This is a genomic window from Rhizobium mulingense (assembly GCF_029194105.1).
Taxonomy (GTDB): domain Bacteria; phylum Pseudomonadota; class Alphaproteobacteria; order Rhizobiales; family Rhizobiaceae; genus Rhizobium; species Rhizobium mulingense.
Genome location: NZ_JARFVE010000009.1, coordinates 1 through 17,440, shown reverse-complemented (window position 1 = coordinate 17,440; position 17,440 = coordinate 1). Strand labels below are relative to the sequence as shown.

Annotated in this window: 16 protein-coding genes and 1 pseudogene; 11 read left to right on the top strand and 6 right to left on the bottom strand. The window is 62.3% G+C overall.

The features are described 5' to 3' along the window. Window positions 1-60 precede the first annotated feature (60 nt). Complete coding sequence (ilvD, locus tag PYR71_RS20675) at window positions 61-1,899, top strand: dihydroxy-acid dehydratase (protein WP_275620687.1); 1,839 nt, start codon at window positions 61-63, stop codon at window positions 1,897-1,899. Between the two features lie 39 nt (window positions 1,900-1,938). Here the strand turns inward: ilvD and PYR71_RS20670 are convergent, their stop codons facing one another. After that, on the bottom strand, window positions 1,939-2,292 hold the full coding sequence (locus PYR71_RS20670; RefSeq protein WP_275620686.1) for a lysozyme inhibitor LprI family protein: 354 nt from the start codon (window positions 2,290-2,292) through the stop codon (window positions 1,939-1,941). A gap of 21 nt (window positions 2,293-2,313) precedes the next feature. Continuing rightward, a complete protein-coding gene (locus tag PYR71_RS20665) occupies window positions 2,314-2,694 on the bottom strand; it encodes a YkvA family protein (protein ID WP_275620685.1) in 381 nt (126 codons plus the stop codon). A 148-nt stretch (window positions 2,695-2,842) separates the two neighbouring features. On the opposite strand from PYR71_RS20665, the gene PYR71_RS20660 reads away from it, so the two are divergent. Both PYR71_RS20660 and PYR71_RS20655 read left to right on the top strand, forming a co-directional pair. Beyond that, window positions 2,843-4,246: a DegQ family serine endoprotease gene (locus PYR71_RS20660; protein ID WP_275620684.1), complete on the top strand. Its 1,404-nt coding sequence runs from the start codon at window positions 2,843-2,845 to the stop codon at window positions 4,244-4,246. After that, a complete protein-coding gene (locus tag PYR71_RS20655; RefSeq protein WP_275620683.1) occupies window positions 4,243-5,559 on the top strand; it encodes a replication-associated recombination protein A in 1,317 nt (438 codons plus the stop codon). The genes PYR71_RS20660 and PYR71_RS20655 overlap by 4 nt, the downstream gene beginning before the upstream one ends. A 12-nt stretch (window positions 5,560-5,571) precedes the next feature. Here the strand turns inward: PYR71_RS20655 and PYR71_RS20650 are convergent, their stop codons facing one another. Beyond that, window positions 5,572-5,883 carry a DUF1883 domain-containing protein gene (locus PYR71_RS20650; protein WP_275620682.1) on the bottom strand — a complete coding sequence of 104 codons (312 nt, stop codon included), beginning with the start codon at window positions 5,881-5,883 and terminating at the stop codon, window positions 5,572-5,574. 362 nt (window positions 5,884-6,245) lie between these two features. On the opposite strand from PYR71_RS20650, the gene PYR71_RS20645 reads away from it, so the two are divergent. Next, window positions 6,246-7,181, top strand: coding sequence for an alpha/beta fold hydrolase (locus tag PYR71_RS20645; RefSeq protein WP_275620681.1), 936 nt, complete (start codon window positions 6,246-6,248; stop codon window positions 7,179-7,181). A gap of 217 nt (window positions 7,182-7,398) precedes the next feature. Here the strand turns inward: PYR71_RS20645 and PYR71_RS20640 are convergent, their stop codons facing one another. Next, window positions 7,399-8,250: an oxidoreductase gene (locus PYR71_RS20640; RefSeq protein WP_275620680.1), complete on the bottom strand. Its 852-nt coding sequence runs from the start codon at window positions 8,248-8,250 to the stop codon at window positions 7,399-7,401. Window positions 8,251-8,380: 130 nt separating this feature from the next. Between PYR71_RS20640 and PYR71_RS20635 the strand changes: the two genes are divergently transcribed. Further along, window positions 8,381-9,268, top strand: a complete 888-nt coding sequence (locus tag PYR71_RS20635; protein ID WP_183914722.1) for a LysR family transcriptional regulator — start codon at window positions 8,381-8,383, stop codon at window positions 9,266-9,268. Window positions 9,269-9,281: 13 nt separating this feature from the next. On the opposite strand, the gene PYR71_RS20630 is transcribed toward PYR71_RS20635, so the two are convergent. Next, a complete protein-coding gene (locus PYR71_RS20630; protein WP_275620679.1) occupies window positions 9,282-9,845 on the bottom strand; it encodes a nucleoside 2-deoxyribosyltransferase in 564 nt (187 codons plus the stop codon). A gap of 302 nt (window positions 9,846-10,147) precedes the next feature. Between PYR71_RS20630 and PYR71_RS20625 the strand changes: the two genes are divergently transcribed. Next, a complete protein-coding gene (locus PYR71_RS20625) occupies window positions 10,148-11,185 on the top strand; it encodes an alpha/beta hydrolase (RefSeq protein WP_275620678.1) in 1,038 nt (345 codons plus the stop codon). A gap of 12 nt (window positions 11,186-11,197) precedes the next feature. Here PYR71_RS20625 and PYR71_RS20620 read toward each other — a convergent pair whose 3' ends face one another. Continuing rightward, entirely contained in the window at window positions 11,198-11,821 is a 624-nt protein-coding gene (locus PYR71_RS20620; RefSeq protein WP_275620677.1) for a carboxymuconolactone decarboxylase family protein, read from the bottom strand. Window positions 11,822-12,228: 407 nt separating this feature from the next. Here PYR71_RS20620 and PYR71_RS20615 point away from each other — a divergent pair, with 407 nt between their 5' ends. From PYR71_RS20615 to PYR71_RS20595, 5 genes and pseudogenes are all read left to right on the top strand, one after another. Further along, entirely contained in the window at window positions 12,229-13,302 is a 1,074-nt protein-coding gene (locus PYR71_RS20615) for a LacI family DNA-binding transcriptional regulator (protein ID WP_275620676.1), read from the top strand. A gap of 5 nt (window positions 13,303-13,307) precedes the next feature. After that, complete coding sequence (locus tag PYR71_RS20610; protein ID WP_275620723.1) at window positions 13,308-14,921, top strand: acyl CoA:acetate/3-ketoacid CoA transferase; 1,614 nt, start codon at window positions 13,308-13,310, stop codon at window positions 14,919-14,921. Continuing rightward, entirely contained in the window at window positions 14,914-15,693 is a 780-nt protein-coding gene (locus tag PYR71_RS20605) for an enoyl-CoA hydratase/isomerase family protein (RefSeq protein ID WP_275620675.1), read from the top strand. The genes PYR71_RS20610 and PYR71_RS20605 overlap by 8 nt, the downstream gene beginning before the upstream one ends. Further along, the gene (locus PYR71_RS20600; protein ID WP_275620674.1) at window positions 15,693-17,213 is read left to right on the top strand and encodes an aldehyde dehydrogenase family protein; all 1,521 of its coding nucleotides are present in this window, start codon (window positions 15,693-15,695) and stop codon (window positions 17,211-17,213) included. The genes PYR71_RS20605 and PYR71_RS20600 overlap by 1 nt, the downstream gene beginning before the upstream one ends. An 87-nt stretch (window positions 17,214-17,300) precedes the next feature. Then, window positions 17,301-17,440 (top strand): annotated as a pseudogene (locus tag PYR71_RS20595) (sugar ABC transporter substrate-binding protein); the annotation flags it as partial.

Sequence of the window (17,440 nt, the reverse complement as noted above, 5' to 3'; positions counted from 1 at the left end):
CGCAGGCTTCATGCCGCTTCGCTTCGCCTGATCATTTCCGACACGTCGAGGAAGACACCGATGCCAGCTTACCGTTCCAGAACCACGACCCACGGCCGCAACATGGCAGGCGCGCGCGGCCTTTGGCGCGCCACGGGCATGAAGGATTCGGATTTCGGCAAGCCGATCATCGCGGTGGTGAATTCTTTCACGCAGTTCGTGCCCGGCCACGTGCACCTCAAGGATCTCGGCCAGCTCGTCGCCCGCGAAATCGAGGCGGCCGGCGGTGTCGCCAAGGAATTCAACACGATCGCCGTCGACGACGGCATCGCCATGGGCCATGACGGCATGCTCTATTCGCTGCCGTCGCGCGAGCTCATCGCCGACAGCGTCGAATACATGGTCAATGCCCATTGCGCCGATGCCATGGTTTGCATTTCTAACTGCGACAAGATAACCCCCGGCATGCTGATGGCGTCGCTGCGCCTCAATATCCCGACCGTGTTTGTCTCGGGCGGCCCGATGGAAGCCGGCAAGGTTGTCCTGCACGGCAAAACCCATGCGCTCGATCTCGTCGACGCCATGGTCGCCGCGGCCGACGACAAGATCTCCGACGAAGACGTCAAGGTCATCGAGCGTTCCGCCTGTCCGACCTGCGGTTCCTGCTCCGGCATGTTCACCGCCAATTCCATGAACTGCCTGACCGAAGCGCTCGGCCTGTCGCTGCCCGGCAACGGTTCGACGCTTGCCACCCATGCCGACCGAAAGCGGCTCTTCGTCGAAGCTGGCCACTTGGTCGTCGATCTCGCCCGCCGCTATTACGAGCAGGACGACATCACGGCGCTGCCGCGCACCATCGCTTCCAAGCAGGCCTTCGAGAACGCCATGGCCCTCGACATCGCCATGGGCGGTTCGACCAACACCGTCCTGCATATCCTGGCCGCCGCCCATGAAGGCGAGGTCGATTTCACCATGGCCGATATCGATGCGCTATCGCGCCGCGTGCCGTGCCTTTCGAAGGTCGCACCCGCCAAGAGCGACGTGCATATGGAAGACGTCCACCGCGCCGGCGGCATAATGTCGATTCTCGGCGAACTCGAAAAGGGCGGTCTGTTGAACCGCGATTGCCCGACCGTCCATGCCGAGACGCTGGGCGACGCCATCGACCGCTGGGATATCACCCGCACCGACAGCGACACTGTCCGCAATTTCTATCGCGCAGCTCCCGGCGGCATCCCCACCCAGGTCGCCTTCAGCCAGGAAGCCCGCTGGGACGATCTCGACACGGATCGCCAGAACGGCGTCATCCGTTCGGTCGAGCACCCCTTCTCGAAAGACGGCGGCCTTGCCGTGCTCAAGGGCAACCTCGCGGTCGACGGCTGTATCGTCAAGACGGCCGGCGTCGATGAATCGATCCTTAAATTCTCCGGTCCGGCAAGGGTCTTCGAAAGCCAGGATGCATCCGTGAAGGCGATCCTCGCCAACGAAGTCAAGGCCGGCGACGTCGTCGTCATCCGCTATGAAGGCCCGAAGGGCGGCCCCGGCATGCAGGAAATGCTCTATCCGACGAGCTATCTGAAATCGAAGGGCCTCGGCAAGGCCTGTGCGCTGATCACCGATGGCCGCTTCTCCGGCGGCACATCGGGCCTCTCGATCGGCCATGTCTCGCCGGAAGCGGCCAATGGCGGCACGATCGGCTTGGTGCGCGAAGGTGACATGATCGACATTGACATCCCGAACCGCACCATCAGCCTGCGCGTCAGCGAAGCCGAGCTTGCCGCCCGCCGCGCCGAGCAGGATGGCAAAGGCTGGCATCCCGCAGAAGTCCGCAAGCGCAACGTCACCACGGCGCTGAAGGCCTACGCCGCTTTCGCGACGAGCGCCGATCGCGGTGCTGTGCGCGATCTGAACGCCCGTTAACTGCCCGAATCCATCAACTGCTCTGTCGACCGGTCGCTTTCAAAGCGGCCGGTTGATGTTTTTATAGGTCTCGCCGAACTGCTTCAGCCGCTCCTCATAGGCGGCCTTGAGGCAGGCGGCATCAGCCCCGCATTCCTGCCGCTTCTTCAGCCAGGCCGTCTGCTCGTCCTGCAATGTCCCACGTGAGCCCATGGCCAGCAGGCCGGAGAGCAGCTCGAAGGTCGTCGCCATCTTCACGTCGGCATCGTTGAGGGCGCGGTTGTCGCAGATTGTCTCTTCGTCCGGCTTCAATTCTTTCGCATCGCAGTCGAAGCTTGCCGCCTGCGCCATGACCGACGCGAAGATTGCAGCTGCAAAACCAAGGGCTCCCGTCATTGCTCTCATTATCATCATTCAAAGTCTCCTTGCCGCCGATCAGACCAGCTTGCGCACTGCCAGAGCCAGGAAGATGATGCAGGCAAGCCAGACGACAAGGATGAAGATCAGGCCGCTCCGGCCGGAAGGGCGTTCGATGCGTCTTGCGGCTTCTTCGCGAAGCTCGCGCATCAAGTCGGGCGGAACAAGCCACGTCGCCAGCAGGATGCCGAGCGGCACGAGGACGAGATCATCGAGATAGCCGAGCACGGGAATGAAATCCGGGATGAGATCGACCGGCGACAGGGCATAGGCCGCGACGGCGCCCGCCACTGCTTTTGCATACCAAGGCACCCTGGCATCGCGCGCAGCAAGCCACAGGGCGACAATGTCACGCTTCAGTGACTTCGCCCAGATTTTGGTTTTTGATATCAGCTGCATGGCCAATCTTCCTGGATCGAATTCGTAAGGCCTTCAAGCAAAATCTCTTGAGCTCTTCGGTTGCCTTATTCTTCCATGCTTCCGCCCTCTTTCCTTTCTAGCGTCGGACGCTAAAACAATTTTTCTAGAGGATTCAAAAGGGATATCCATGCAAGGCCTGTTCAAACACGCCTCCCTCTCGCTGCTCGCTCTGACGCTCCTTCTGCCGGCCGCAGCGCAGGCGGAGACTGCAAAGACGGTACCCGAGAGCCAGATGCAGATGCAGCTCTCCTTCGCGCCGCTGGTCAAGCAGACATCGGGCGCTGTCGTCAATGTCTATGCGGAAAAGACCATCCAGCGCCAGTCGCCCTTTGCCGGCGATCCCTTCTTCGAGCAGTTTTTCGGCCAGCAGATGCCGAACCGCTCGGAAAAGCAGTCCTCGCTCGGCTCGGGCGTCATTGTCGAGGCGAACGGCACTGTCGTGACCAACAATCACGTCGTCGAGGGCGCTGACGATATAAAGGTGGCGTTGTCTGATGGCCGTGAATTCCCCTGCAAGGTGGTGCTGCGCGACGACCGCGTCGACCTCGCCGTGCTGAAAATCGATAGCAAAGCGATCTTCCCGACACTGCCGATCGGCAACTCCGATGCGGTCGAGGTCGGCGATCTCGTGCTGGCGATCGGTAATCCTTTCGGTGTCGGCCAGACGGTGACGAGCGGCATCGTTTCGGCGCTTGCGCGTAACCAAGTCGTCAGGAACGAGTTCGGATTCTTCATCCAGACCGATGCCTCGATCAACCCCGGCAATTCCGGTGGCGCGCTGATGAACATGAAAGGCGAGCTGATCGGTATCAACACTGCGATCTTCTCGCGCGGCGGCGGCTCGAACGGCATCGGCTTTGCCATCCCCGCCAACCTCGTCAAGGTCTTCCTTGCTTCCGCTGATGCGGGTGTCAAATCCTTCGAGCGGCCCTATGTCGGCGCGAGCTTCGATGCCGTAACCTCCGAAGTCGCAGAGGCACTCGGGCTCGATAAGGTCCGCGGCGCGTTGGTGGTGAAGGTCTCCGAGGGCGGGCCGGCCGCAAAGGCTGGACTCAAGGCGGGCCAGATCGTCACATCAGTCAACGGCATCTCCGTCGAGCACCCGGATGCATTGCTCTATCGCCTGACGACGGCTGGCCTCGGCAGGTCGGTCAATCTGACAGTCATCGAAAACGGGCGCGAGGAGCAGCTGTCGCTGGCGCTCGACCGTGCGCCGGAAAGCTCGCCGCGCGACCAGCGCCTCATCGGCGGACGCACGCCCTTTAGCGGCGCCGTTGTCGAAAACCTGTCGCCGCGTGTCGCCGACGAGCTTCGCATGCCCTCGGAATCGGCCGGCGTCGTCGTCGCGGACGTCAAGGAGGACTCGCCGGCCGCCCGCCTCGGCTTCGAGCCCAAGGACATCATCGTCTCGATCAACGGCACGGAAGTGAAATCCACCAAAGAACTGGCCGAAATCGCCAGCAGCGACCCCGGCCTCTGGCGGGTTGAGATCGAGCGCGACGGTCAGCGCATCCGGCAATTCTTCCGATGAGCAACGATCTCTTCGCGCCGCGTGTTCCGGAAGAGGTGGCCGCCAAACGGCCGCTTGCCGACCGGTTGCGGCCGAAGACGCTTGCCGACGTCACCGGTCAGGAACATCTGACCGGTGAGGATGGCGTGCTGAAGCGGATGATCGAGAGCGGTTCGCTCGGCTCGATGATCTTCTGGGGTCCGCCCGGCACCGGCAAGACGACAGTGGCGCGACTGCTGTCCGGCGAGGCGGGGCTGGCCTTCGAGCAGATATCGGCGATCTTTTCCGGCGTCGCCGATCTGAAGAAGGTGTTTGAGACTGCCCGCCTGCGCCGCATGGACGGGCGTCAGACGCTGCTCTTCGTCGACGAGATCCATCGTTTCAACCGCGCCCAGCAGGACAGCTTCCTGCCTGTTATGGAGGATGGCACCGTCATCCTCGTCGGCGCCACCACCGAAAACCCGTCCTTCGAGCTCAATGCCGCTCTTTTGTCGCGCGCCCGCGTGCTGACCTTCAAATCGCATGACGAAGAAAGCCTGGAGGAATTGCTGAAGCGCGCCGAGGCGATCGAGCAGAAGCCGCTGCCGCTGACGGAGGAAGCGCGCGCCAGCCTGATCCGCATGGCCGACGGCGACGGCCGCGCGGTGCTGACGCTCGCAGAGGAGGTCTGGCGCGCGACGCGCGAAGGCGAGACCTTCGATACCGAAGGCCTGACGCGCATCGTTCAACGCCGCGCTCCGGTCTATGACAAGGCGCAGGACGGCCACTACAACCTGATCTCGGCACTGCATAAATCCGTGCGCGGCTCGGACCCCGACGCCGCCCTCTATTATCTCGCCCGCATGTTCGATGCCGGCGAGGATCCGCTCTATCTCGGCCGGCGGCTGGTGCGCATGGCGGTGGAGGATATCGGTCTTGCCGATCCGCAGGCGCTGGTGATCTGCAACGCCGCCAAGGATGCCTATGACTATCTCGGCTCGCCGGAAGGGGAGCTGGCGCTGGCCCAAGCCTGCGTCTATCTCGCCACCGCGCCGAAATCGAACGCCGTCTACACCGCCTTCAAGGCGGCAAGCCAGGCCGCAAAGCAGAACGGCTCGCTGCTGCCGCCGAAGCACATCCTCAACGCGCCGACCAAGCTGATGAAAGGCGAGGGGTATGGCGAAGGTTATCGCTACGACCATGACGAGCCCGACGCCTTTTCCGGCCAGGACTATTTCCCGGAGAAAATGGGCCGGCAGACCTTCTACGATCCGCCGGAGCGCGGCTTCGAGCGTGAGATCCGCAAGCGGCTGGAATGGTGGGCGAAGCTTCGCAAGGAGCGCAATCCGCGCTGAGCCGTCTGAACGTCAGGAGGACCGCGGCGTCTTCTGATTGGCTGGCGCGGCGATCACCTTGACGGTGGATTCCGCCAGCCCGTGATGACCTTCCATATCGACGACGACATGCCAATGACCGCTTTCCGGAACGGCAAGCTTGACCGGCGATTTGCGCGCCACGCCGCCGATATATTTGAAATCGAGAACCTCGGTGAAGCGCTGGAAGTTCGGCGCCGTCATCAGCCGCACATTGTTCACCGCATTCAACGACACCTCGACGATCGTCCCGGCGCGTTGTTCCCTAAGATCGTAATGGGTGAAGCGGAAATTCGGTTTCGGCATCGGTCTCGCGCTGTCTGAAGTCTCTGCGCCGAGATTTTACCAGCAAGCCGGTTAAAGAAAAGTTTGACTTCGGCCGTTCGGCCGGTCTGCGTTTTGCCGGCGCAATGCGCTTTTCAAGCATCTGCCGGCCGCCGCGCCTGACACTGCGTGGGCGGAGAGGGTGGAAGGCGGATATTTCGCACGGCTTTGACCTTTGCAGTGATGGCGAGAGTCTACTGCCGGCCGCGATAGGAAATCCATTCGGGGCGAGGGGAGAAATATAGAAATGGCATAAAGGCGGTTGGCAGAAATTTCGAAACAGTGTCGGAAAATGATTGCCACTGCCGTCCTTGCGGTATCGTTGCAAACATGGAGCAAGAAACATGTCGAAGATGAGGCTGATATCGATGATCGCAACCGCGGCCGCCCTCCTGGCCGCGCCCGATATGGCAGGCGCCGCGCCTTCTATTGAGGACAAGGCAGCCGCACCGATCATCAGGAAGGGAAGCGTGCCGGTCAACGGCGTCGATTATTATTATGAGATCCGCGGCGAGGGTGAACCGATGCTGCTGCTGCACGGCGGTCTCGGGCAGATCGAGATGTTCACTCCTGTCATGCCTGTCTTCACCGATCACCGGCAGGTGATCGCCGTCGATCTCCAGGGCCATGGTCGCACGCCGCTCGGCAATCGGCCGATCGAGCTTCCGGATATCGGCGCCGATCTCGCGATCCTGGTGAAGCAACTCGGCTACGATAAGGTCGACGTCTTCGGCTATTCCTTCGGTGGCGGGGTGGCGTTGAATATGGCAGCGAATGCGCCCGACCGCGTCCGCCGGCTGGTGATCCTCTCGGCGCCCTATGCTCAGAACGGCTTCTTCCCGGAGATGCTGCCGCAGCAGGCGGCCGTCGGCTCCGGTATGGCCGAGATGATGAAGGACACGCCGATGTTCCTCTCCTACAAGGCGGTGGCGCCTGACGTTTCCGAATTTCCGAAGCTGCTCGACGCCATGGGGGTGTTGATGCGCAAACCCGTCAATTATAGCGATGCTGTCGCCAAGCTCACCATGCCGGTCATGCTGATCTACGGCGATGCCGACATGATCCGCCCAGAGCACATGATCGACTTCTATCACAAGCTCGGTGGCGGTCTGCGCGACGCGGGCTGGATGCGGGAGAACATGTCGAAGAACCGGCTGGCGATCCTGCCCGATCTCACCCACTACGAGACCTTCGCCTCGCCCCTCGTGGCGACCGTGGCGATGACCTTCCTCGACGGAGGCGGCAAGGCGCCGAACTGGGCCGAGCAGGTCGGAAAGTAAAAGAAGGCGGCCGGGCCATGGCCACCTTTTTACTTGCCATCAGCTGTCGCGCCGGTTTTTCCCGATCCAACTGCGTCACCACAGGATCGTTTCCGAGACCGCCGGCACGCGACGAGAGGCGAACGCCAATTTGCCGCAAGGCGTTCCTTCCTGCGTTAAGAGCTGCCGCCGCCGCATCCGGAAATGTGGATGCATCGGCGGCATCGGTTTTGCCTCTTCAGGCCACAGCCGTCGTTTCGCTTGCAAAATCCGTAGAGAGAGCGAGCTCCCGCCAGGCGGCCAGTTCCTTTTCGACGCTCGCATGCTGCGCCTCGATCATAGCCACCGTATCGCTGCCGAACGGCATGCGCAGCGGCGGGTTGACCGAGTCGACCATCGTCATGATGCCGGCAGCGAGCTTGGCAGGATTGCCGGGCTGCGCATGGTTGGCGTCGGCGGCGAAATTGCGCATGTTGCCGGCCGGCGTGCCTTCGTAGTCGGCAATGGAGGCCGGGCTGACCGCCAGCGACGTGTCGGAAAGAAAGTCCGTGCGGAAGAAGCCGGGTTCGATGATCGTCACCTTGATGCCGAAGGGTTCGAGTTCGGCGGCCATCGATTCCGACAGGCCCTCGACGGCGAATTTCGTCGAGCCGTAGACACCCCAGCCGGGATAGCCGAAATAACCGCCGATCGAGGAGAAGTTCAAGACATGGCCGGAGCGCTGGCGGCGCATATAGGGCAGTACCGCACGTGTCACCTTCAGGAGACCAAAGACGTTCGTGGCATATAGCCTTTCGATCTCTTCGGCCGTGGCCTCCTCGACGGCGCCGAGCAGCCCGTAGCCGGCATTGTTGGCGAGAACATCGATGCGGCCGAAGCGGGCGATGCCGGCAGCCGCAGCCTCTTTCGCCTGCGCCTCATTGGTAACGTCGAGGGCGACGGCAATAAGGTTCGGATGATCGCCGAACTGCTCCGTCACTGTCTTTGGATTGCGGGCGGTGGCGATGACGGCATCGCCGGCTGCCAGCGCTTCCTTGGTCATCAGCGCGCCGAAGCCGCGGGATGCACCAGTGATGAACCAGATTTTCATGACGAATTCCTCTTGGATTGTTCGAGTGTATGGGCGCCAGCATCTCTGTGCTGACGGGGTAAGTTTGACCGGAAGTTTGCTGATGTATAAGATTTGTTATTCTCGAAACTATGATGAGTGAAATTCAGCAATGCGCGCGACCGAACTCTCCGAACTTGCGGCCTTCGCGGCAGTGGCGCGGCACAAGAGCTTCCGCAAGGCGGGGGAGGAGCGGGGCGTCACTGCCTCTGCCGTCAGCCATGCCGTGCTCAATCTCGAGGACCGGATCGGCATCCGTCTGCTCAACCGAACGACCCGCAGCGTGTCGTTGACCGAAGCCGGCGAACTCCTGATTTCCCATCTCTCTCCGGCCTTCGGGGAAATGGCGGCGGCGCTCGATGCGCTGAACCGTTACCGCGACACGCCCTTCGGCAAGGTGAGGATCAACGTGCCGAATTCGATCGGTCCCTTCGTCATCGGCCGCATCATTGCCCCTTTGCTCCAGCACAATCCGAATTTGCAGCTGGAGATCAACGCGACCGACAGGCTGGTCGATATCGTCGAGGAGGGTTTCGATGCCGGCATCCGTTTCGGCGAGCGCGTCACCGAGGGCATGGTCGCGCTACGCATCAAGCCCCGGATCCGCTTGGTCGTGGTCGGTTCGCCCGCCTATTTCGAGACCCGGCCGAAGCCGGCGACGCCCCACGAGCTCAAGCGCCATCTTTGCATCCAGAACATGTTTCCATCAGGTGCGCGTTATGCCTGGGAATTCGAGAAGGACGGCCAGACGGTGAGCTTTCAGCCAAACGGACCGTTGTCGCTCGACGATCACGAACTGATGATGCAGGCAGCGCTCGGCGGCGTCGGTCTTGCCTATATCTGGGAGCCCCGTGCCGAAAAGGCCGTTGCCGGCGGCGAGCTGATCCAGGTGCTCGACGACTGGTGCCAGCCGGAGGAACCGCTCTATCTCTACTATCCGAGCCGCCGCCACATGTCGGCGGGATTCAGGGCGGTCATCGACGCGATCAGGGCGGAGTAAAGACGCTCAATTCCTATCCGCGCATGCCGGCGATCGTCTGAAGAGCGTCGAAATAAATTGTCAGGTCGCGGGCAGGATCCTCCGGCAGCTCTGCCGCACGGAATACCTTGCCTCCCGTTGCCTCGATGCCCCCGTCGATCATCAGGTTATCGGCCATGCCGTGATTTTCGATTGCAATGCCATCCGGCCCGCGTGGGCGTCCGCTCGCGACATCGATCTCCAGCCCCGCATACCAGATCGAACGAACACGCAGGCCATAGTCGTCGGGGTGGTTGGTATAGGCGAATACCGATTTTCCGAGCGCGATCATGAAGCCGATTTCATAGACCGTGCCCGGGTCGGCGCTGACGCCCCGAAAGGGCGTGATGTTGGCAAGGCAGATATCGGCCCGGCGCATGGCGTCGTCGTTGCGTGCGTAGATCTCTGCGGCCGTCAGCTTCACCGGCGTCTGGTTTTCGTCGCTGCCGGGACCGGTCGGTTCGAAACCGAACTGGCGCGCCAATCTGCGTTTTTCGGCCATGATGGGCGTGGCATCGGGAAGAAAGACCTCCGGGCCGGCAAGGTAAATGGTGGTCATCCGTATCCTTCATTCTTGTGCGAGCCGAAGCGTCGGGGCTGGGGACCCATTTCTGACGGAAGCCCGACGCATGGCAAGCCGTACCGGTAGCGATTGTCGTTTTTTTTGACACGATAGCCCGATGAGCGCGCACGAGGTGGGCCACCGCGGTTGCACCGCGCGTTGTATCGGCCTGGCGCGGGCGGGCTCAGGCTGGACATCAGCGGCGTGAAAAAGCCGAAGGTTGCGCTTCTCCCCCTTTTGACTCCGCTGGACGAAGCGGCCAAAGATACCGCCATCACCAGCATCATCGGGAGAGGTTGATGAAGGGTCGGATTGTGCCAAATCGAAGAACGCCAAAGCGGCTCAAATATCTGTGTTCCGCTTTAGCCGCGCTGACGCTGTCGGCTTCGGCAGCGTTCGGGCAGGAGGTCGGACCGCAAAGCCAAGCCTCGCGCGAGCAGGTCGAAAAACTCGTCGACCTCTGGAAGAATCACTTTGCCGGCGCCGATAGCCTGCAGCAGCGCCGCACCGCCTTCAAGTCGCTGATGGAGACAACGCCGGGGCCGACACGCATCCAGGTTCGGCAGGTCGATGCCGACGGCGTCGATGCAGAACTGATGTGGCCCGCCCGCCTTCATCACCCGATCGGTGAAAGGGTGATCCTCTATATTCATGGCGGCGGCTTCTCCAGCGGCTCCATCCGCACGCACAGCCTGCTTGCCGGCTCGCTCGCCAAGGCCGCATCCAGCGATGTTCTTCTCATCGATTATCGGCTGATGCCCGAATATACCTATCCCGCGCAGATCAACGACGCGCTGACGGCCTATCGCTGGCTTCTCGACAATGGCTATCGCAACGACAACGTCGTCGTGGCGGGAGACGGCGCCGGCGGCAATATCGCGATCGAGACCGTGCTGCGGCAGATGCAGGTCGGAAAGGCGCTGCCGGCGGCCGTCATTGCGCTCAGCCCCATCACCGATCTTGCCGCGACGGGCGGATCGATGACATCGAATGCCGAAAGCGATCCGCTGGTCGGCAAAGACTGGATCGAGACTTTGCGTAAGGCCTATCTCGGCCGAAAGTCTCCGTCCGATCCCCAGGCATCGCCGCTTTATGCCGACCTGACGGGCTTTCCGCCGCTGCTGCTGCAGGTTGGTTCCGGCGAAGTCCTGCTTGATGATACGCTGCGGCTCGGCGACAAGGCGCGCCAGGCGGGCGTCGACGTCACGACCGAGGTCTGGCCGGGCATGCCGCATCAGTGGCAGTTGTTTCCTTCGCTGCTCGACGATGCCGATCGGGCGAGCCAGAATATCGCCGATTTCGCGATCCGGCACTTTGCCGACAAGCCGCAGGAATAGGCCCCTACGCCCTCATTGCGATGTGCCGCGCGATGGGGAAGGCGCAAGAGGCCTCTCGACCTCCCGGCCAACGCTGAGCGCCTTGCGCACTTTCGGCTCCAGCCGCTCGAGATAGGCGTGGTCGGGTGCGGCACCCAGCGCATCCAGCATTTTCGAGAAGAAGCACCGGGCCGCCGCCGCGGCCGTGACGTCGAAGACCTCGGCATCGCTCAGCCCGTGCTTCTTCAGCCCGTCTATATCCTGCTGCGTCACCGACGTCGCGTCGTGCGCCACCTTGGCGGCGAAGGCCATGATCGCGCGTTCGCCGGCATCGATCGGCGCTTTCTCGGTTTCGTTGACGACAGCCGTCAGCCCGTCGCTGGTAAACCCCTCGCGCAGCAGCACGGAACCGTGCGCCAGCATGCAATAAGAGGATTTCAGTTCCTTGGCCGCCGCCAGCGTCACCAGTTCATAGCGCCTGAGGCTCATATGGCCGCGAATGCTCGCAAGCAGTGCCGCCCAGCACTCCATCACCTCCGGCCTGTGGCCGAAGGCACGATACATGTTCGGCAGATAACCATAATTGGCCTCGGCCGACGCATACATCGACGTCGTCTTCTCGCTGGCGGATGCATTGGGGGTGTGAATGAAAGCCATTGCATGGTCCTCCTCTATTGCGAGAAGGATAGGGTAGATATGCCGGACAGCAATCCTGCGCCGTCAGTTCAAGCGCGAGCCGTTAGCCCTGCTTAAGAGGCCTAGATGTTTGACAAGAAGATCAAGTCTGTCCTCGGCATCGGCTCGCCCGTCTCTTGATAAGCAAGCCAAGGGGACGAGCCTCGATTCTTCCACGACCCTGCCGGCCGGGGAGGTCCATAGGCGCTGGTCAACCGTGACTGGAATTTAGATCGTTCCAATTTAATAGCTGAGATTTCGATGGCGAATAAAACTGAATTCCTGATAGGAATAAAATAAAATTATAGCGGATCACTAAATTTTTCTTGACAGAATTGGAACGTTCCAAATATTTATACCATTAGTCGACGTCACGGTCGGAGAGGGAAATGACAAAGGCGCGGGTAACCGTCATTGACATCGCGAAGGCCGCCGGCGTCTCCAAGTCGACGGTTTCGTTGGTGCTGCAGGGGTCCTCCCTGGTCAATGAGGCGACGCGCGCCAAGGTCAATACCGTGATGCGGGATCTCGGCTACGTCTACAATCGCGGCGCAGCCAATCTTCGGCAGGCCGGTGCCAAATCGCGGATCATCGGAGTTGTTGTGAACGACCTGACCAACAGCTTCTTTGCGGAGCTGGCGGTCGGCGTCGATATGGTCGTCCAGTCGGCCGGCTTCGTGCAATTCCTGTCGAACACCGGCGAGAGCATCGACAGGCAGCGTGAGGTTGTCGCATCGATGCGTGAGCATGGTATCTCCGGACTCATCGTCTCGCCGGCGCGCGCCACCGATGCCGCCGACTTCAAGCCGCTTGTCGCCGCCGGGATTCCTGTCGTGGTCGTCGTTCGAAACCTCCCCGGCGCCAAAGTCTCGTCGATCGTCTCCGACAACCGGGCGGGCATGGTCTCCGCGGTCAAGCATCTGGCCGGGCTTGGTCACAAGCGCATCGCCTTTCTCGGCGGCTTTCCCGACACCGCCGTCTTCGACGACAGGCTTGCCGGTTACCGAAATGGCGTGGAGGCGGCCGGGCTCGGCTATCACGAAGAACTCGTCATCTCGTCGGCGCCGTCGCGGGCCGGCGGGGTGGAGGCAATCGGAAAGGCGATCGCGCTCGGCCTTCGGCCGACCGCGGCCGTCTGTTTCAACGATGCCGTTGCCTTCGGTGTTTGCGACGGATTGCGCTCGCGTCGTCTGGAGCCAGGCGTCGACTTCGCCGTCGTCGGTTTCGACGACGTCATCGAGGCTCAGGCGGCGGTACCGGCGCTGACGACGGTCTCGGTCGATCCGCAGGGCATCGGGCGCCGCGGCGCGCAGATGCTGCTCAAGCAGATCAACGCCGGCAAGGCCGAGGCCGAGACGATGACGACAGCCGTTCGGCTGGTCGTTCGCGAGAGCTGCGGCGCCGGCAAGACCGCACCGGCAAAGGCTGGCAAGAGCGTAAAATCGAAACAGGACGCTGAGTAATGCCCATGAAGAAGCATCTCACCCCAGCCGAAGCGGCCGCGCTCATCCCGGACGGCGCCGTCGTCACGGTATCGTCTTCGAGCGGTCTCGGTTGCCCGGACCTCATGCTGAAGGCGATTGGCGAGCGTTTCGAGGCGACCGGCCATCCCCTGGGAATCACGACCCTTCATCCGATCGCCGCCGGCGATATGAGCGGCATCAAGGGCGTCGATTACATCGCCAGGAAAGGCCTGCTCAAGTGCATCATCGGCGGCTCCTATCCATCCGGGCCGTCATCATCCGAGCCGCCGCTGATCTGGCAGATGATCACCAACAATGAGATCCCGGCCTATAACATTCCCTCCGGCATCCTGTTCGACATCCATCGCGAAGCCGCCGCCAAGCGGCCGGGTGTGCTGACCAAGGTCGGCGTCGACACTTTCGTCGATCCCCGGCGTCAGGGCTGTGCGATGAACGAGCTTGCTTCGGAACAGCAGGTGGTCAAGCGCGTCAGCTTCGAGGGCGACGACTGGCTGTTCTTCCCCTCGATCGTCCCTCAGGTCGCCATCATCCGTGCCACCACCGCCGATGAGCGCGGCAACCTGACATACGAGCATGAAGGTGCCTATCTCGGCGGTCTCGATCAGGCGCTTGCCGCCCGTAACAATGGCGGCATCGTCATCGCCCAGGTCAAGCGGATCACCAAGGAAGGCTCGCTGAAGCCGCATGACGTCCGCGTGCCGGGAATGCTGGTCGACTATATCGTCATCGATCCTGATCAGAAGCAGACGACTCAGACGGCCTACGATCCCGCGATATCAGGCGAGATCTTCCGCCCGCTTGATAGCTTCAGCGTTCCGGAATTCAATGTTCAGAAGGTCATTGCGCGCCGCGTCGCCCAAGAGTTGCAGGCGGGAAGCTGCGTCAATTTGGGCTTCGGCATCTCGGCCAACGTGCCGCGCATTCTGCTGGAAGAAGGGCTCCACGGCGCCGTCACCTGGGTTATCGAGCAAGGCGCGGTCGGTGGGGTGCCGCTGCTCGACTTCGCCTTCGGCTGCGCCTCCAATGCCGACGCCTACATGCCGTCTCCCTATCAGTTCACCTATTTCCAGGGCGCGGGCTTCGACGCGTCGCTGCTGTCCTTCCTCGAGATCGGCAAGGACGGGTCGGTCAACGTCTCCAAGCTCTCCTTCCGGCCGCATGTGACGGCCGGCGCCGGCGGCTTCGTCGACATCACGGCGCGGGCGAAGAAAATCGTCTTCTCCGGCATGTTCAACGCCGGGGCGAAGCTGTCGATCGCCGATGGGGCTCTCGTCATCGAGAGGGAGGGCAAGCTGAAGAAGCTGGTCAACGAGGTCGAACACGTCACCTTCAGCGGCAGGCGGGCGATCGAACAGGGGCAGGATATCACCTATGTCACCGAGCGGTGCGTGATGAAGCTGACGCCTGAAGGCATCGTCATTACCGAGATCGCGCCCGGCGTCGATCTTCAGTCTCAGATCCTCGATCAGTCCGAATTTCCGCTGACGGTCGCGCCCGACCTGAAGGTGATGGATACGGCCCTCTTCCGCGAGGCAGGCATCGGCTTGTCGCTTCCTGCCAAACGGGCACGGACACTGGAGGGCGCCATCCATGGCTAGCGGAACAGTCAGGATCGATATCGACGGACATGTCGCGACGCTGACGATTTCTCGTCCGGAGAAGTTGAACGCGCTCGATCTCGACATGCTGAAAGCGCTGGCAGAGGCGGCCGACGCGGTGGAAGCGAACCCGGATGTGCGCGCTGCCATTCTCACCGGTGAGGGTAAGGGCTTTTCCGCCGGCGGCGATATCAAAGCTTGGGGCGGAATGCTACCTCAAGAGTTCGGTCATCTCTGGGTCCGGCATGGCCATCGTGTCTTCGAAAGATTGGCGACACTCCGGGTGCCGTTGATCGCAGCATTGAACGGCCACGCCCTCGGAGGCGGGCTCGAACTGGCCGGCGTTGCCGACATTCGCATCGCCGAGGAACACATCAAGATCGGCCTGCCGGAGACCGGCCTCGGAATGGTGCCGGGCTGGTCCGGCACCCAGCGTCTCGTGCGCCGGTTCGGCGCCCAGGCCGTCCGCCGCATGGCGCTGGGCGGCGAGATCTTCACCGCCGAGGAAGCCCGCCTGCTCGGTATCGTCGACGCGGTGGTTCCGACAGGAAACTCGGTCGCCGCTGCCAGGCAATATGCCGGTCGGATTGCGGCGCGGGGACCGGCGGCCCTCGAGATCGCCAAGCTGATGATCGCATCGGCGAACGGCGAAGATAACGGAACCGCGGTCGAAGCCCTTGGCTCGATCCTCGCGGCGAAAACCGGCGATCTGAAGGAGGGCGTCGCATCTTTCAGCGAGAAGCGCCCGGCAACGTTCAAGGGAGAATGGTAATGACGGTCATCGTCAACCCGACTGCGCTCAGCGACCACAAGGCACGCGATTTCAAGATGCTGATCGACGGCAGATGGGAGGCGGGCGCCTCCGATCCGATCGAGCGCGTCGCGCCAAGCCATGGTGTCGTGGTCAGCCGCTTCCCGGCCGGCAGCAGGACCGACGCCGAGCACGCCATCGCTGCCGCGCGCAGGGCGTTCGACGAGGGGCCGTGGCCGCGCATGACCGCGTCCGAACGCTCCGCCATCCTGCTCAAGGCGGCCGATCTGATCGCCGCACGGGCTGAGGAACTGGCATTTCTCGATGCCATCGAGGCAGGCAAGCCGATCACCCAGGTGCGAGGAGAAATTGCCGGCTCGGTCGACATCTGGCGCTATGCGGCGGCTCTCGCACGCGATCTCCATGGTGAAAGCTACAACACGCTCGGCGACGGCACGCTCGGCGTCGTCCTGCGCGAGGCGATCGGCGTTGTCTCGATCATCACGCCGTGGAACTTTCCGTTCCTGATCGTCGGCCAGAAGCTGCCCTTCGCGCTCGCCGCCGGCTGCACCACCGTCGTCAAGCCCTCGGAGCTGACATCCGGATCGACGCTCGTGCTCGGAGAGATCCTGCAGCAAGCGGGCGTTCCCGATGGCGTCGTCAACATTGTCACCGGCACGGGACCTCAAGTCGGCGCGATCATGACCTCCCACCCTGATGTCGACATGGTGTCCTTCACCGGCTCGACGGGTGTCGGAAAACTGACGATGACGAATGCGGCGCAGACACTGAAGAAGGTCTCGCTGGAACTCGGCGGCAAGAACCCGCAAATCGTTTTCCCCGATGCCGACCTCGACGCGTTCGTCGATGCCGCGGTCTTCGGCGCCTATTTCAATGCCGGCGAGTGCTGCAATGCCGGCTCGCGGCTGATCCTGCATAAGTCGATCGCTTCCGACGTCGTCAGGCGCGTCGCCGAACTGGCGAAGGACGTGAAGGTCGGCGATCCCCTTGATCCGTCAACGCAGGTCGGCGCGATCATCACGCCGCAGCATCTGGAGAAGATCTCAGGCTATGTCACCGGCGCCAGAAGCAGCGGCGCCCGCGTCGCCCATGGCGGCGAGACGCTTGACCTCGGCATGGGGCAGTTCATGTCGCCGACGATCCTCGAAGCGGTCATGCCTGATATGGCGGTGGCCCGTGAGGAAGTCTTCGGTCCTGTTCTGTCGGTTCTGACGTTCGAAACAACAGCCGAAGCGATCAGGATCGCGAATTCGATCGATTACGGCCTGTCGGCCGGTGTCTGGAGCCGCGATTTCGACACCTGCCTGACGATCGGCCGGTCGGTGAGGGCAGGCACGGTGTGGATGAACACCTTCATGGACGGCGCCTCGGAACTGCCCTTCGGCGGCTACAAGCAGAGCGGCCTCGGCCGTGAGCTCGGCCGCCATGCGGTCGAAGACTACACGGAGACCAAGACGCTCAACATGCATATCGGCAAGCGCACCGGCTGGTGGATGCCGCAGACGGAAAAGCTGGTCTAGCCGGCAAAGCAACTACGCCCGGCGAGGGCGGGCAATTGATGCGGGAATGGTCCCGCATCTTTCAAGAAGGAACTGGGAGGTTCTTCGATGAATAGGTTTTTGACCACGACGGCCGTGATCGCATTGGCTCTGGCCGGCACGCATGTCGCGGCCCGCGCCGCCGACGTCAAGGAAGTGCAGATGCTGCACTGGTGGACGTCAGGCGGCGAGGCGGCGGCGTTGAACGT

Bases quoted from the DNA above. Each gene is read 5' to 3' on its own strand.
- ilvD (WP_275620687.1), top strand. From the start codon at position 61: ATGCCAGCTTACCGTTCCAGAACCACGACCCACGGCCGCAACATGGCA.
- PYR71_RS20670 (WP_275620686.1), bottom strand. From the start codon at position 2,292: ATGATGATAATGAGAGCAATGACGGGAGCCCTTGGTTTTGCAGCTGCA.
- PYR71_RS20665 (WP_275620685.1), bottom strand. From the start codon at position 2,694: ATGCAGCTGATATCAAAAACCAAAATCTGGGCGAAGTCACTGAAGCGT.
- PYR71_RS20660 (WP_275620684.1), top strand. From the start codon at position 2,843: ATGCAAGGCCTGTTCAAACACGCCTCCCTCTCGCTGCTCGCTCTGACG.
- PYR71_RS20655 (WP_275620683.1), top strand. From the start codon at position 4,243: ATGAGCAACGATCTCTTCGCGCCGCGTGTTCCGGAAGAGGTGGCCGCC.
- PYR71_RS20650 (WP_275620682.1), bottom strand. From the start codon at position 5,883: ATGCCGAAACCGAATTTCCGCTTCACCCATTACGATCTTAGGGAACAA.
- PYR71_RS20645 (WP_275620681.1), top strand. From the start codon at position 6,246: ATGTCGAAGATGAGGCTGATATCGATGATCGCAACCGCGGCCGCCCTC.
- PYR71_RS20640 (WP_275620680.1), bottom strand. From the start codon at position 8,250: ATGAAAATCTGGTTCATCACTGGTGCATCCCGCGGCTTCGGCGCGCTG.
- PYR71_RS20635 (WP_183914722.1), top strand. From the start codon at position 8,381: ATGCGCGCGACCGAACTCTCCGAACTTGCGGCCTTCGCGGCAGTGGCG.
- PYR71_RS20630 (WP_275620679.1), bottom strand. From the start codon at position 9,845: ATGACCACCATTTACCTTGCCGGCCCGGAGGTCTTTCTTCCCGATGCC.
- PYR71_RS20625 (WP_275620678.1), top strand. From the start codon at position 10,148: ATGAAGGGTCGGATTGTGCCAAATCGAAGAACGCCAAAGCGGCTCAAA.
- PYR71_RS20620 (WP_275620677.1), bottom strand. From the start codon at position 11,821: ATGGCTTTCATTCACACCCCCAATGCATCCGCCAGCGAGAAGACGACG.
- PYR71_RS20615 (WP_275620676.1), top strand. From the start codon at position 12,229: ATGACAAAGGCGCGGGTAACCGTCATTGACATCGCGAAGGCCGCCGGC.
- PYR71_RS20610 (WP_275620723.1), top strand. From the start codon at position 13,308: ATGAAGAAGCATCTCACCCCAGCCGAAGCGGCCGCGCTCATCCCGGAC.
- PYR71_RS20605 (WP_275620675.1), top strand. From the start codon at position 14,914: ATGGCTAGCGGAACAGTCAGGATCGATATCGACGGACATGTCGCGACG.
- PYR71_RS20600 (WP_275620674.1), top strand. From the start codon at position 15,693: ATGACGGTCATCGTCAACCCGACTGCGCTCAGCGACCACAAGGCACGC.